This window comes from Qipengyuania sp. JC766, assembly GCF_040717445.1.
In the GTDB taxonomy this organism is placed as follows: domain Bacteria; phylum Pseudomonadota; class Alphaproteobacteria; order Sphingomonadales; family Sphingomonadaceae; genus JC766.
The window spans coordinates 141004-156013 of record NZ_JBFEFL010000001.1 but is presented as its reverse complement, the minus strand read 5'-3'; the positions used below and the strand labels follow the sequence as shown (position 1 = coordinate 156013).

The 15010-nt window shown below is 65.0% G+C and carries 13 protein-coding genes; 3 read left to right on the top strand and 10 right to left on the bottom strand.

The annotated features are described in order from the left end of the window. Positions 1-35 precede the first annotated feature (35 nt). Positions 36-842 (bottom strand): SDR family oxidoreductase, encoded by an 807-nt coding sequence (locus AB1K63_RS00730; protein WP_366957979.1) that lies wholly within the window; start codon positions 840-842, stop codon positions 36-38. 125 nt (positions 843-967) lie between these two features. On the opposite strand from AB1K63_RS00730, the gene putP reads away from it, so the two are divergent. Further along, positions 968-2434 carry a sodium/proline symporter PutP gene (gene putP, locus AB1K63_RS00725; RefSeq protein WP_366957978.1) on the top strand — a complete coding sequence of 489 codons (1467 nt, stop codon included), beginning with the start codon at positions 968-970 and terminating at the stop codon, positions 2432-2434. A 25-nt stretch (positions 2435-2459) separates the two neighbouring features. Here putP and AB1K63_RS00720 read toward each other — a convergent pair whose 3' ends face one another. From AB1K63_RS00720 to AB1K63_RS00710, 3 genes are read right to left on the bottom strand one after another with little or no spacing between them, the layout of a single operon-like run. Then, a complete protein-coding gene (locus AB1K63_RS00720) occupies positions 2460-4652 on the bottom strand; it encodes a TonB-dependent receptor (RefSeq protein ID WP_366957977.1) in 2193 nt (730 codons plus the stop codon). A gap of 34 nt (positions 4653-4686) precedes the next feature. Next, the gene (locus tag AB1K63_RS00715) at positions 4687-4890 is read right to left on the bottom strand and encodes a hypothetical protein (protein ID WP_366957976.1); all 204 of its coding nucleotides are present in this window, start codon (positions 4888-4890) and stop codon (positions 4687-4689) included. Further along, positions 4887-6044, bottom strand: a complete 1158-nt coding sequence (locus AB1K63_RS00710; RefSeq protein WP_366957974.1) for a PepSY-associated TM helix domain-containing protein — start codon at positions 6042-6044, stop codon at positions 4887-4889. The genes AB1K63_RS00715 and AB1K63_RS00710 overlap by 4 nt, the downstream gene beginning before the upstream one ends. Before the next feature lie 449 nt (positions 6045-6493). Here AB1K63_RS00710 and AB1K63_RS00705 point away from each other — a divergent pair, with 449 nt between their 5' ends. After that, positions 6494-7063 carry an extensin family protein gene (locus tag AB1K63_RS00705; RefSeq protein ID WP_366957972.1) on the top strand — a complete coding sequence of 190 codons (570 nt, stop codon included), beginning with the start codon at positions 6494-6496 and terminating at the stop codon, positions 7061-7063. Here the strand turns inward: AB1K63_RS00705 and AB1K63_RS00700 are convergent. From AB1K63_RS00700 to AB1K63_RS00675, 6 genes are all read right to left on the bottom strand, one after another. After that, on the bottom strand, positions 7060-7701 hold the full coding sequence (locus AB1K63_RS00700; protein ID WP_366957971.1) for a LuxR C-terminal-related transcriptional regulator: 642 nt from the start codon (positions 7699-7701) through the stop codon (positions 7060-7062). The genes AB1K63_RS00705 and AB1K63_RS00700 overlap by 4 nt on opposite strands. Positions 7702-7875: 174 nt before the next feature. Beyond that, positions 7876-8601 carry a peptidase gene (locus AB1K63_RS00695; RefSeq protein WP_366957970.1) on the bottom strand — a complete coding sequence of 242 codons (726 nt, stop codon included), beginning with the start codon at positions 8599-8601 and terminating at the stop codon, positions 7876-7878. Between the two features lie 43 nt (positions 8602-8644). Beyond that, positions 8645-9460, bottom strand: coding sequence for a transglutaminase family protein (locus tag AB1K63_RS00690; RefSeq protein WP_366957968.1), 816 nt, complete (start codon positions 9458-9460; stop codon positions 8645-8647). A 3-nt stretch (positions 9461-9463) separates the two neighbouring features. Beyond that, positions 9464-10408, bottom strand: a complete 945-nt coding sequence (locus AB1K63_RS00685; protein WP_366957967.1) for an alpha-E domain-containing protein — start codon at positions 10406-10408, stop codon at positions 9464-9466. Between the two features lie 16 nt (positions 10409-10424). Next, on the bottom strand, positions 10425-11852 hold the full coding sequence (locus tag AB1K63_RS00680; protein WP_366957966.1) for a circularly permuted type 2 ATP-grasp protein: 1428 nt from the start codon (positions 11850-11852) through the stop codon (positions 10425-10427). A 65-nt stretch (positions 11853-11917) separates the two neighbouring features. Next, on the bottom strand, positions 11918-12691 hold the full coding sequence (locus AB1K63_RS00675; RefSeq protein ID WP_366957964.1) for an alpha/beta hydrolase: 774 nt from the start codon (positions 12689-12691) through the stop codon (positions 11918-11920). Positions 12692-12789: 98 nt separating this feature from the next. On the opposite strand from AB1K63_RS00675, the gene uvrB reads away from it, so the two are divergent. Continuing rightward, entirely contained in the window at positions 12790-14973 is a 2184-nt protein-coding gene (uvrB, locus tag AB1K63_RS00670; RefSeq protein ID WP_366957963.1) for an excinuclease ABC subunit UvrB, read from the top strand. The last annotated feature ends 37 nt before the right edge of the window (positions 14974-15010 follow it).

Below are 15010 nucleotides of genomic sequence, written 5' to 3'. Positions count from 1 at the left end.
CTTCGCTGATCGGCCCGGTCGGCAGTGTTCGGCTCCTACTGGTACGCCATCATGTTGGGCTGGCCGTTGGACGCGCTGAGGCCGCCATCGACCGGCAGGTTCGCGCCGGTCACGAAACTCGCGTGTTCGCTGGCGAGGAACAGCACCGGCCCGGCGATGTCCTCCGGCTCTCCGCCACGACCTATCGGGATGCGGCGCTTGAACGCCTCGTGCAAATCGTCGTTGTCGCGGATGCCGGCGCTCATCTCGGTACGGGTCATGCTCGGGCAGACCGCGTTCACGCGGATGCCCTGCCCGCCCAGCTGCAGGGCCAGTGCGCGGGTGAAGTTGGTGACCGCCCCCTTGCTGGCATTGTAGACCGGCAGCAGCCAATCCCCGCCGGTGCCGGAAACGCTGGAAGTGTTGACGATGCTCCCGCCGCCGGGCGCCTCGCTTTTCGCCAGATGCGGTATCGCCGCGCGGCACAGGTAGACGACGCCCTTGACGTTTATGTCGATTACCTTGTCGATGTCCTCGATCTCGGTCTCGGTCAGCATGCCGAAGGTGCCGACGCCAGCATTGTTGCACACCACGTCGAGCCCGCCGAAGCGCTCCACCGTGCGGTTCACGATCTCCTCCGCGAACTCCGCGTCGGCGACGTCGCCTGACACGACGAGCGTGCGCGCCTCGTCCAGGTCGGCGGCGACTTTCTCGCAATCATCCCGGCTGCGCGCGTTGATGACGACATTCGCGCCTTCCGCCGCAAACGCCCTCGCGATCGCCTCCCCGATGCCGGAGGAAGAGCCGGTGACGATGACCGTGCGGCCTGTGAAGCGGTCGAGGCTGGGAAGCGGGTCGGGCATGGAAATTATCCTCCTGTCGGGAACAGTGCGTATTCCTTCCACCCATGCGCGCGGGCCCGCATCTTTCCGGCGTTTTCCGGGCGGCGGCTGGATAATCGCCCCGCTGCCTGATACGCGCCGGAACCATGAAGACAGGAACACTGATCTCCCTCGCCGTCTATTTCATCCTGATGCTGGCCATCGGTCTCTATGCCTGGCGCAAGTCGACCGAGGACAGCGAAGGCTACCTGCTTGGCGGCCGCAATTTGCACCCGGCCGTCGCCGCGCTCAGCGCAGGGGCCTCGGACATGTCGGGCTGGCTGCTGCTGGGCCTTCCGGGCGCGCTCTACCTGACCGGCTTCAGCGCCGCGTGGATCGGCATCGGGCTGTTCGTCGGCGCGCTTGCCAACTGGATCATCGTCGCCCCGCGCCTGCGCCAGCAGACGGAGGAGATGGGCAACGCGCTGACCATTCCCGAATTTCTCGCCAACCGCTTCCCGGACAAGGCCGTGGCGCTTCGCGTGGTCTCCGCGATCGTGATCGTCGTGTTCTTCAGCGTCTATACCGCATCCGGCCTCGTGGCGGGCGGCAAGCTGTTTCAGACGGGCCTGTCGGCCGCTGTCGAGGGATGGGGCGACCCATACATCGCCGGCATCTGGCTGACGGCCGGCGTCGTCCTCGCCTACACCATGGTCGGCGGCTTTCTGGCGGTCAGCCTGACCGACTTCGTGCAGGGCTGCATCATGGTGGTCGCGCTGGTGCTGATGCCGCTGGTGGTCATGTTCGGCGAAGGGGGCAGCGCGGGCCAGTCGCTGACGCAGGTGCAGCCCGGCTTCCTCGACCTGTTCGGCGGGCTGACGCTGATCGGTTTCCTCAGCGCCATTACCTGGGGCCTGGGCTATTTCGGCCAGCCGCACATCATCGTGCGCTTCATGGCCGTGCGCTCGGTCGCGGCGGTGAAGACCGCGCGCAATATCGGAATGACCTGGATGGGCGTGGCGCTGCTCGGCGCGCTGGGGGTCGGTCTCGCCGGCCGCGCCTATGTGGAGCGCAACGGGCTGGCGATCGAGGATCCGGAGACGATCTTCATCGTGCTGGCGGACCTCCTGTTCCACCCGCTCGTCACCGGCTTCCTGCTGGCCGCCCTGCTCGCCGCCGTCATGAGCACGATCAGTTCGCAGCTGCTTGTCGCGTCGTCTTCCCTGACGGAGGATTTCTACCGCCTGTTCCTGCGCAAGAACGCCAGCGAGCGCGAGGCGGTCAATATCGGCCGTATCAGCGTCTTGCTGGTCGCGCTCGTCGCGATCTTCCTCGCCAGCGATCCGGACAGCGAAGTGCTGGGCCTCGTCGCCAATGCCTGGGCCGGCTTCGGCGCGGCCTTCGGCCCGCTGATCATACTCGCGCTGACCTGGAAGGGCATGACCGGCAGCGGTGCGCTTGCCGGCCTGCTGGTCGGGGCAGGCACGGTGATGGCGTGGATCGCGCTCGGCTGGAACGCATCGTTCCTGGGCGGCGAGGGGATCTACGAGATCATCCCCGGCTTCGCCGCCGCGTGGATCGCCATCGTGCTCGTCAGCAAGGCGACCGGCAACGCGAGGGCGGTGGCGGCCTGACGCCGCCCCCGCCCTTCCCGCCTGATCAGAAGTCGATCGAGACCGAGGCGCGGTAGGTCCGCGGGCGTCCCTGCAGCAGACGCGCGGTGTCGCCCCCGCCGAAGGACGTGAAGGCGGAGGCCCAATATTCCTCGTCGGTCACATTATCGACCGCCACGCGCAGCGTGACCGGAACGTCGCCCGCGGCCAGCACATAGCGTGCGCCCGCATCGAAGATGGTCCAGTCGTCCAGCGTGAGCGTGTTCGTCTGGTTGGCCGCCTGCTCGCCGGTATGCTGGACCCGGCCGGTCAGGGTCAGGCCCCTGACGAAGGGAATATCCCATTCGACATTCGCATTGGCCGTCCAGTCGGGCACGCCCAGCGCCGCGTTGCCAAGGAGCGTGGGATTGTCGCTCTCGGTAATCTCCGCATCGACATAGGTCGCGCCGCCGATCAGCCGTAGCCCGTCGACGGGCTCTGCCGACAGGAACAGTTCCACGCCGCGATTGCGCTGTTCGCCGAACGCGCCGCCCACCAGCTGCGTCATGCTGCCGGGCGCAAGGCGCGTGCCGTTGGACGGCCGGTCGGTGGTGAAGGCCGTCAGCGTACCGGTCAGCTGCGGCAGGGTCAGTTTCGCCCCCGCTTCGTACTGGACGGAGCGGAACGGCGTCAGCACTTCGCCCGCATTGGCTACCGGCAGCGTTCCGGGCGCATTCGGGTTGGGCCCCGTCAGCGGCACGGTATCGCCCTGCACCAGCCCTTCGATGCGGTTCGCGAACAGGGAGAGGCCATCCACCGGCTTCACGACCAGCCCCGCCACGGGCGTCACCGCGTTCTCCTCGTATTCCGCGTCCAGTCCGCCGCCGAAATAGCTGAACGTGCGCGCGCGGATGGTCTGCAGGCGCAGGCCGCCGGTCACCAGGACGCGGTCGTCCAGCAATCCGATCGTGTCGGAGGCGAAAGCGCTCCACAGGCGGGAGGTGAAAATGGGATAGGGATCGTCCACGTCGCCGCCCGCAAAGGCGGTGTCCGCGGGGAATGGCGCATCCGTCACGTCGTACAGGTTGGTCGGGATCGTGGTTCGGAAGTCGTAGGCGGTGCGCTCTTCCTTCCAGGTGATGTTGCCGCCGAAATTGAACCGGTGCGTGATCGTGTCCCCCAGCGCGATGCGGATGCCGGATTCGATCGACTGGTTGCTCGCTTCGTAGGGAATGAAATTGGGGAAGTTGAAGCTGCCCGCCCCGGTGACGGGATCGGCCACGGTCACGCTGGCATAGATGCCTTCCTCGTCCATCTCGGTCGCGCCGGCGGTGACGTAGAAGGTCGCGTTGTCGGCAACATCGTATTCGAGGCTGGCCACGCCGAATACGCTTTCGAGGTCGGTATAGGTGAAATCCGCGCCGTAATTGTAATCGCCATCGGGCACGGCCGGGATTCCGGTCGAAACGATGACCTGCGGCCGCAGCCGGTCCACGCGGATATCCTGATAGCCGACATTGAGCGCCAGCCGCAGGTTGTCCGTGGCGAAGTCCAGCCCGGCACCCAGTGCCAGCGTCTTGCGGTCTTCGCCCTCCACCGCGACTTCACCGTCGCGATAGACGCCGTTCAATCGCACACCGACGGCATCGTCCGACCCGAACCGGCGTGACACGTCCACGCTGCCGCCGAAATGCCCGTCCGACAGGTAGCTGCCGGTCACGCGGGTCAGCGGCTCGCTGCGCGCCTGTTTCAGCTCCAGATTGACGTTTCCGCCCAGGCCGCTGCCGCCCGGCGCCGCGCCGTTCAGGAAGGCGTTGGCCCCGTTCAGGACCTGGATGCCTTCGTAGAGTTCGGGCGCGACCAGCTGGCGCGGCGTGATCCCGTAAAGGCCGTTCAAGCCCACATCGTCGCCGTTCAGCGGGAAGCCGCGAATGACGAACAGTTCGGCCGCGTTGCCAAAGGCATAGGCAGTCTGCACGGTCGGGTCGTTCTTGAGCACGTCGGCAAGCGACAGCGGCTGCTGGTCGACCACCAGGCTCTCGTCGAAAGTGCGCACGGTGAACGGCACGTTCTGGGCCGACTGGTCGCCCAGCGCGCCCAGATCGCCCGAAGCCTCGACGCGGACCTCGTTCTCCCGCTGGGCGGTGACCACGATTTCCAGGTCGGTAGGATCGCTTTCGGTCCCATCCTGCGCGTGGGCGGGGACGGCAAGGCCGGCGAACAGGGCGAAGGCGGGCAGCGGCAAGTGACGAATGGGCATTGGGTTTTTCAGCTTTCCGAGGTTTGGTTCGAAGTCAGGAAGTACGGCGCAGCAGCACTGCGAAAATCACGGCGGGACCGGCCCCGACGAGGAGCCAGGCAAGGTAATCGGGCAGGCCGTCGCCATTGAGGCCCAGCACGAGGCCCGCGATGCTGGCGACAGCGATCGCGGCCGGCCAGGCGAAGACCCGGGCGATGCTCTGGCGGCTCGCCAGGCGGGGGGCGGCGCGGCCGGTCATGCCGGCTGCATCCGGCGTCCGCCGCGCACGATCTCGTCCACCCGGCGGTCCAGCGCGCCCGCGCGGCGGCGCAACCACAGCAGGATGCCGGTCCACAGGACCCAGATCGTGGCAAGCGTCAGCAGCGCCCAGACGATCTTCAGCGGCAGCCCGCCATAGTCCCCGAAATGCAGCGGCTTCGATAGCATCAGCGCCTGGTTCACCGCGGGCATCGTGCGCGCATCGGTCAGTTCACCGGTGCGCGCGTCGACCAGCGCAGGCGTAAGGAGGTTCTGCGTCAGCGGGCGGTCGCCCTGGAAGAAGATCGCGTAATGGTGGCCGGAACTCCACGCTCCGCCGGGAAAGCCGATGAATTGCGGGCTGCGCCCCGGCAGTGCGTCCTGCGCCGATGCCATCGCCACGTCGATCGACCCGTATTGCTCGGGCGGCAGCGGCGCTTCGCCGGCATAGGCCGCCGTCATCGCGGCGACTTCGCCCTCCCGCCAGTTGTCGGTCAGCGGATCGGCAAAGGCGTTGATCGCGCCGGTCGCGCCGACCACGAACATCCATGCGAGCGCGACGACGCCGATCATGTTGTGCTGGTCCAGCCGGCGAACACGCGGATTGCGACCGGTCCGCACGGTTCCGAACTTCAGGCGCCGCATGAAGGGTGCGTAGAGCACGACGCCCGAAATCAGCGCGACGAGGAAGCTGATCCCCATCACGCCCAGCAGCAGCATTCCCGGCAGGCCGAGGAACATGTCCGTGTGGAGCTGCAGCACGAAATCCATGAAGCCGTTGACAGGCGCGGGGCCCAGCGCCTCGCCCGTCGCGCGGTCGAGGAACAGCAGCGACATCTCGCTCCCGTCGGCGTCGGGCGCGGGTCCGGTGGTGACGGTGAGGAGCGAACTGTCCTGGCTGAATGCCATGAACAGCGGGACTTCGCCGGGCCGGTCGGCCAGCGCCTTTTCCAGCATGGTGTCCAGCGGCAGGCCGCTTTCGGCGGACGGGGTGGCGGACATGCCGGCCTCGGCATCGAGGCCCATGGCGGTGTCGATCTCGTCGTGGAAGATCAGCGGCAGGCCGGTGACGCACAGCATCAGCAGGAACGCCGTCGGGATGAGGCTGCTCCACTTGTGCACCAGGTACCAGGTCTTGATCGCACGACGATTCACGCCGGGCGCCGTAGTCCCCCGCGATGCGCCGCGTCAATGATAATCAGTTGCAATAGCGATTGCATATGTTGCGTTTTGGGCGGCCTTCCTTGGCGCTGTCCTACACGCAATGCGGCTGCTAGTCGGTCGGAGTGATCGTATTCCAGCTCCTCGCCTTCGGCCTTGCGGCGCTATTCGGACTGGGTTCACGGCCGGTCTGGCTGGATGCCGCGATGCGCCGTTTCCGAAAGTCACACCGCTCGTCCGAAAAAGCTCGCGGCGCCGCCGGTCCGGGGACGAAAGTCACGCTTTTCCGAAGCCGATCGGGCGGTCCATGTTTGCGCCCCTCCCGCCTCGGTCTGGCCGTCGCCGGAGCATTGGCGCTTTCAGGGTGCGAGCTGTTGCCGGACGGCGCGCTACCCGGTTCGGGCGGCAGCTCAACCTCCGGCAGTCCTTCCGCACGTTCGAACGTGCCGCAGCCGCGCTCCGGAACGGACGAGGCGCAGATCTGCCTCGCCGAGCTTTCCAGCGCCGGCGCGGACTTCTCGGCCTTGCCCGACATCGCTCCGCAGGAAGGCTGCTTCGCGCGCAACTCCGTCCAGGTCGCGCGGGTCGGCGGCGACATGGGCAGCCGGCTGCAGGTCAGCGGGTTGTCGCGCGTGTCCTGCCCCACCGCGCGCAGCTTCGCCGCATGGGTGCGCTACGGCGTGGACCGGGCGGCGCGGCAGTATCTCGGCAGCCCGGTCGTCCGGATAGAGACCTTCGGCAGCTATTCGTGCCGCAACGTCGCAGGCTCGAGCCGCCGCTCTGCCCATTCACGCGCGGAAGCGGTGGACGTCAGCGGCTTCGTCCTCGCGGACGGGCGGCGCATCACGCTGGTGCAGGACTGGAACGGCGGGACGGCATCGGAACGGCAATTCCTGCGCGTGGTGCAGGAAAGCGCCTGCAAGCGGTTCGGGACCGTGCTGGGGCCGGAATACAACGCCGCCCATGCCGACCACTTCCATCTCGAGAGCGGCCGGGGCAGCTTCTGCCGCTAGTTCGCGCGCCAGCTGACCGTCTGCCAGGGCCGCATCGCGATCTCCGCTTCGAAGCTCAGGCGCACCGCTTCCGCCGAATGCTTGGCGCCCAGTTTCGCCATCATGTTCGCCCGGTGGATCTCGACCGTACGCGGACTGATAGCCAGTTCCTGCGCGATCGCCTTGTTGGACCGGCCCTTGCTCATCCAGGTCAGCACTTCGCGTTCACGCTCGGACAGGCTGGCGATCCGGTTGCGCGCCTCGATCATGCGGCGGCGCACCTGCCCCACCTCGATCGCCTCGCTTCCCACCCGGGCTAGCGTGTCGCGAAAGCGCGACGGATCGACCGGCAGCCGCAGATAGTCGAGCGCGCCCTCTCGCACAGCAGCGACCGCAGTGCGCGTCCGCGCATCTTCCGACATCGCGATGACCGGCAGCCATACGCCTTGTTCCGCGAGCTGGTCGACGACCATGCCGATACCCCCCAGATCCGGATCATGCCGCGCCACGATGATTCCGCCCGAAAGCGGCGACTGCACGAGTTCGTCCACGCTGGAATAGACTTCCGCGTGGTAACCGTGATCGAGTGCAACCCTCGCAAGCTCGGCCCGCAGGCGATGCGAAGGTTCGATGAAATGGATCGTGATGCGTTGTCCCATGACCCTGCAGCTGTTCCGGAATACCTAGTAACTCAATTCCGGAAGATTACTGCTTGAACCCGGCAAGGAGTTACATGAAACGCTGTAACCCCTACGCAAATCAACATGTTATGGTTCCGAGAGATTTGTTGGCCCCGCGCTTGTTTACCGCGGAAACCCGCCGTCTGAGCCGATCTACTTGGTAAAGAAGCTGTAATCGGGCAGCGAATGGAAAGCTGCCTTGAGCTCGTCACCCCAGCGCGAAGAGATCGCCTGGAAATAATCGTCCTCGTGCGTCACGCGCCGTTCGTAGGTCGGCTGGTAGGTATCGCGCTCGATGACCATGAGGTCGAGCGGCAGGCCCACCGAGAGATTCGCCTTCAGGGTTGAATCGAAAGACACCATGAGGAGCTTCACCGCATCCTCGAAACTCATTGTGCGGTCGTATCCACGGATCAGGATCGGGCGGCCGTACTTGGTCTCGCCGATCTGGAAGAAGGGCGTGTCCCAGCTCGCCTCGATGAAATTGCCTTCGGGATAGACGTGGAACAGGCGCGGCTCCATGCCTGCGATCTGGCCTGCGACGATGATCGATGCGGTGAAGCGGTTGCGCCCCGGCTCCCCGTTTGCCGCCTGTCGTTCCGCAATGGTCGAACGCAGGAGGCGCCCGACCTCGGTCGCGACCTGGAACATGGTCTGGGCGGAACTGAGCGTGCTGCCCCGTTCTTCCGGCGCCACGGTGCGCTCTTCCAGCTTGCTGATGACCGCCTGCGTGGTGGCCAGGTTGCCCGCGGTCATCACCGTGATGATGCGTTCGTCCGGCATCGTCCAGTGGAACATCTTGCGAAAGACGGAGATGTTGTCGACGCCCGAATTCGTGCGGGTATCGCTCATCATGACAAGGCCTTTGTCGAGCAACATGCCAACGCAATAGGTCACTGGTCAGTCCCGTTTCCGGTCGAACCTATTGTTCGACCTGTTGCTGTTCGACCGCGATCTCGACTTCGAGCATCTCGTTGCGCGTCCCGAAGCTGATCCCGGTTATGGGGGCGGCATCGCGATAATCGTGGCCGGTTGCAACCCGGACGTAGCGTGGATCGGGACTTATCCCGTTCGAAATGTCGAAGCCGACCCAGCCCAGCCCGTCGATATGGGCCTCCGCCCAGGCATGGCTCGCCTCCTGGTCGATCCGGTCGTTCATCATCAGGTATCCGCTGACGTAACGGGCCGGAATTCCTTGCGATCGAGCGGCCCCGATGAAGATGTGGGCATGATCCTGGCAGACGCCCATCGCCTTTTCGGCGGCGTCTTCGGCAGTGGTGTTCACGCCGGTTTCCCCGGTCCGATATTCCACCGTATCCCGGATCTTGGCCGACAGGTCGTGCAGGAAGTTCAGCTTCTCGCCCTCTTCGCACCTCAGCCCTTCCATCACCTTCCGGACCTTGGGGCCGGGCCGCGTGAGATCGGTCTGGCTGAGGAAGCTCCACAGCGGGAGGTGGCCCGAATGATGACCGATCACTCCCGCATTGTCCTGCGTGTCGACCTTGCCCTCGCACCGGATGCTGACTTCCTTCGTGCCGGGCTCCACCGACAGGAGGGAGACCGTGTTGAAGTGCGCGTCCTCGTATTCGAGCTCCCTGTGCGCATTCTCGAAGGTCATGTTCCATTCGAGAATGGCCTGACCCTGCGTTTCCTTGGGTGTGAGCCGCAAGCGCTGGAGGGCATGGATGACCGGTTCCTCGAAGCGATAGCTGGTGCGGTGGCGGATGGAGAGGCGCATGGTTCAGCTCACGAAGCGATAGTCTTCGGCAATAGCCGCGGCGATCGCGGCGTTGCGGTTCAGGAATTCGAGCAGGAATTCGTGCAGGCCCTGCTCGAACACCTGCTCGATCGTGCGATCGTTCATCTGCATGTCGGCCTCGCGCATCAGCGCGTTGCTGTGCCCTTCGGCCCCGTGGATGCGCGCCAGCGCGGCAAGATTGGCGCGCAACGCCGAGTGGCAGAATGCAAGGCTGCGCGGAAACCGCTCGTCCAAGACCAGGAATTCCACGATCCCGCGCGCGTCGATCTGTCCGGCATTCAGCCATCGGAAGGCGTGGTCACCCGACACGGAACGCAGGATATTGTCCCACTGCCCGGTATCGAGGCTGGAGCCGACATAGGACAGCGAGGGCAGCAGCAGGAAATATTTGAGGTCCAGGATGCGTGCGATGCTGTCCGCGCGCTCGATGAAGGTCCCTGCCCGCGCGAAATAGAACCCTTCGTCGCGCAGCAGCGATCCCATCATCGCACCGTCCGCCATGGTGCCGGTACGTCGTACCATGGCGACGACATCGCCGATGCTTCCCTGACCCACCGGCCGCGACAGCGCTTCGCTGACCTGCATCCAGCTGTCGTTGACCGCTTCCCAGAGTTCCCCGGTGATGGCGCTGCGGACCGAACGCGCATTGGTCCGCATCTTGTCCATCATGGCGAGCACGCTGGTCGGGTTCGCCTTGTCGCGCAGGATGAAGTTCCACGCCTGGTATCCGCTGTAAGTCCCGTGCTTCGCCTCGTAAGCGGCGCGCTGGCCGAAGGCCTCGATGACCGAGCGCCATTCTTCCTCCGCCGTTGCGAGATCGCGGGTGACTGCGATGCGAAGACCTGCATCGAGCAGGCGCGCGGTGTTCTCGGCCCGCTCGAGATAGCGGAACATCCAGAACAGGTCGTTCGCCGTCCGGCCTAGCATGATCGACGCTCCGCCATCAGTCCTTCAGCACCCAGGTGTCCTTGGTCCCGCCACCCTGGCTGGAATTGACGACCAGCGAACCCTTCTTCAGCGCCACGCGCGTCAGGCCGCCGGGCGTGATGTCCACTCCGTCGGGAGAGACGAGCACATAGGGTCGCAGGTCGACATGTCGCGGGGCGAGGCCAGACTTGGTGAAGATCGGGCAGGTGGACAGCGCGAGCGTGGGCTGCGCGATGTAGTTCTGCGGCTTTTCCTTCAGCTTGCGCCGGAAGAGGGCGAGATCCTTCTTCGATGCCGAGGGGCCGATCAGCATGCCATAGCCGCCCGACCCGTGCACTTCTTTGACCACCAGTTCCTCGAGATTGTCGAGGACATAGGCGAGGCTGTCGGGATCGGCACAGCGCCAAGTTTCTACGTTGGGCAGGAGCGGCTTCTGCCCGGTATAGAATTCGACGATCTCGGGCATGAAGCTGTAGACCGCCTTGTCGTCGCACACGCCCGTTCCGGGAGCGTTGGCGATGGTCACCTTGCCCGCGCGATAGACATCCATGATACCCGGCACGCCGAGCACGCTGTCCGGGTTGAAAGTCAGCGGATCGAGGTATTCGTCGTCGATCCGCCGATAGATGACATCGACCGGCTGGTATCCTTGCGTCGTGCGCATGGCGACGCGACCGTCGACCACGCGAAGATCGCTGCCCTCGACCAGTTCGGCACCCATCTGGTCGGCCAGGAAGGCGTGTTCGTAATAGGCGCTGTTGTATATGCCCGGCGTCAGGACGGTGACGGTCGGCTTGCCCTGCGTCCCCTCTGGCGCACAGGCCGCGAGGCTCTTGGCAAGGCGTCGCGGGTAATTCGAAACGGTTTCCACCCCGATCTGCGTGAACAGTTCGGGGAACATCGCCATCATCGTCTCGCGGTTCTCCAGCATGTAGCTGACGCCCGATGGCGTGCGGGCGTTGTCCTCGAGCACGTAGAATTCGTCCGGACCGGTCCGGACAAGATCGATGCCGACGATGTGGGTGTAGACGCCGCCGGGCGGCGTGAAGCCGACCATCTGCTTGAGCCAGGCGTCATTGTCGCGAAACAGCCGCTCGGGCACCCGGCCGGCACGGATGATCTCCTGCCGGTGGTAGAGATCGTACATGAAGGAATTGAGCGCAGTCACCCGCTGTTCGATGCCGCGGCTGAGACGCCGCCATTCCCGGCCGCTGATGATGCGCGGCACCATGTCGAACGGGATCAACCGCTCTTCGGCCTCGTCCTCGCCATAGACGTTGAATGTGATGCCCGTACGCCTGAAAGTCGTTTCCGCTTCGCCGTGCTTGCGGCGCAGCGAGGCGGCATCCTGTTCCTCGAACCACTGATGATAATCGGAGTAAGCGTCCCGCACGCCCCCGCCGGGTTTGTGCATTTCATCGAAAAAGGTGTCCGGCTCGCTCATTTACCCCCTGGTGAACACGTCCGGCCCCTCCGCGCGATCCGCAGGCCCGACCTATACACAAAGGTTCAAATGTCCTCCAGTTCCCGCAGGACCGTGGCGATCGCTTCCTTGGAGTAGACGAACCCCATGTGATTGCACCGCAAGCCCACTGAGCGGTCCCGCTCACCGGTTCGTCCGCACGCACTGCGCGGATGGACCACCCCGTCGCGCGGGCTCCACAACGCCACCGTTTCCACGGGCGGCTTTTCCCGCAAATCGCATTCGGTCGGAGGCTCGCAAACCCTGTGGCCGGCGACGGCCTGATAGAGACGCCAGCCATTGTTCGACCGCGGATTGCCGGAAAAAGGGGACCCCATCGTGATCACTTTGGCGATCTTGTCCGGATGGCGGTGCGCGAGTTCGCGTGCGAACAGCCCGCCCACGCTCCATCCCACGAGAACCAGCTTGCGGCCGGTCTGGGCATGAATCCGCTCCACGCGTCGCTCGATCCGTTCGACCTTGTCCTTCGAGGCTCCGAGATTGAAACCAAGGCCCCAGCGCTTCGCCACGTGGCCCGCCTGCTCCAGCTTGCACGCCATGTAGCGCATCCGGCTCGGGTGTGCCCCGAACCCGGGCAGCAGCATGACCAATTGGGGATTGGCGGATTTTGCGACCTCGAACGGGCGGAACATCCGCCGCAATGGCGTGAACATCCAGCCCATCTCGGCAAGCAGCAACAGCAGACGGGGCGCGCGGGCATCCTCGGGCGATGGCTCACGCGCAAGGGCGAGCCGCCGCGTCAGTTCCGCGACGGACCATGTGCTGTCCCCTGTCAGGTCGTGTGCCGGTTGGCTTGCCATATGCGCTCTGTATCGTCCTTGCCCGCTTAACGTAGCATGCTTGCGACGCGTTCCCGCGGCGCTTGCCGTTCGGGTCTTGAACCATCATATCGCTGCTCATGGCAGAACTCGTCATCCGCCGCGGCTTGCAAGAGCCCGACACTTCCGGAAATTTCACTCCGCACAAGCCTGCAAGGCCGGAAAAGTCCCTGCCGGGCAAGCGGTTCGAGCTGGTTTCCGATTACGAGCCGGCGGGCGACCAGCCGACCGCGATCAGGGAACTGGTCCAGGCCGCGCGCGACGGAGAGCAGACGCAGGTGCTGCTGGGTGTCACAGGCAGCGGCAAGACTTTCACCATGGCCAAGGTGGTAGAGGAATTGCAGCGCCCTGCCCTCGTGCTGGCGCCGAACAAGATCCTGGCTGCGCAGCTCTACGGCGAGTTCAAAAGCTTCTTCCCCAACAATGCCGTCGAGTATTTCGTCAGCTATTACGACTACTACCAGCCCGAAGCCTACGTGCCCCGGTCCGATACGTACATCGAGAAGGAAAGCTCGGTGAACGAGGCGATCGACCGCATGCGCCATTCGGCCACGCGCGCCCTGCTGGAGCGGGACGACGTGCTGATCGTGGCGTCCGTGTCCTGCCTGTACGGCATCGGCTCGGTCGAGACCTATTCGGCGATGATCTTCGACATCAAGGCGGGCGAGACGGTCGACCAACGCGAACTGATCCGCAAGCTGGTGGCATTGCAGTACAAGCGCAACGACACTGCCTTTGCTCGCGGGTGCTTCCGCGTGCGGGGCGACAATCTGGAGCTGTTCCCAAGCCACCTGGAAGACACCGCGTGGCGCGTATCCTTCTTCGGTGACGAGATCGAGGAAATCGCAGAGTTCGATCCGCTGACCGGCACCAAGGGGACGACGCTCGACAAGGTGCGTGTCTACGCCAACAGCCACTACGTTACGCCCGGCCCGACGATGAAGCAGGCGAGCGAGGCCATCAAGTTCGAGCTTTCCGAGCGGCTCAAGGAACTGAACGAGGAAGGGCGGCTGCTGGAAGCGCAGCGGCTGGAGCAGCGCACCAATTTCGATCTCGAGATGATTGCCGCCACCGGCAGCTGCAACGGGATCGAGAACTATTCGCGCTTCCTGACCGGGCGCCTTCCGGGCGAACCGCCGCCCACCCTGTTCGAGTACCTGCCCGAAAACGCGCTGCTGTTCGTCGACGAAAGCCACCAGACCGTGCCGCAGGTCGGCGCGATGGCGCGCGGGGACCACCGGCGAAAGCTGACACTGGCCGAATACGGCTTCCGCCTGCCGTCCTGCATCGACAACCGCCCTCTGCGTTTCAACGAATGGGACGCGATGCGCCCGCAGACCTTCTGCGTGTCCGCGACCCCGGGAAGCTGGGAAATGGAGCAGACCGGCGGCGTATTCGCCGAACAGGTCATCCGTCCCACCGGCCTCATCGATCCGCCGGTCGATATCCGCCCGGTGGAGGATCAGGTCCAGGATTGCATCGAGGAATGCAAGAAGACGGCGGCCAATGGCTACCGCACGCTCGTCACCACGCTGACGAAGCGGATGGCGGAGGACCTGACCGAATTCATGCACGAGGCCGGGGTCAAGGTGCGCTACATGCATTCCGACGTGGAAACGCTGGAACGCATCGAGCTGATCCGCGACCTGCGCCTCGGCGTGTACGACGTGCTGGTGGGCATCAACCTGCTGCGCGAAGGGCTCGACATTCCCGAGTGCGGTCTCGTCTGCATCCTCGATGCGGACAAGGAAGGTTTCCTGCGCTCCGAAACCTCGCTGATCCAGACCATCGGCCGCGCCGCGCGCAACGTGGACGGCCGCGTGATCCTCTATGCCGATCGTATCACCGGTTCGATGGAACGCGCGATGGCGGAGACCGAGCGGCGCCGTGAGAAACAGCGCGAGTTCAACGAGGAACACGGCATCACGCCGCAGACCATCAAGCGCCAGATCGCGGATATCGTCGCACACAGCGCGGCGAACGACAGTGTCACGGTCGGCACGGGCGACGACGAGCGCAACAACCTCGTCGGCCATAATCTGCGTGCCTATATCGAGGACCTGGAAAAGCGCATGCGCAATGCCGCCGCCGATCTCGAATTCGAGGAAGCCGGCCGCTTGCGCGACGAGATCCGCAAGCTCGAAGCGGACGAACTGGGCCTGCCTGACGAGGACAAGAAAGCCCCGCTGGTCGGGCGCAGCAACGAAGGCAAGCCGGGCACCCGCAAGCTGCGATACGGAAAGACCCAGCGCAAGCTGCGCTGAGCCTGCTCCTCCGCGCGCCGACATTGACGCGCCCCGC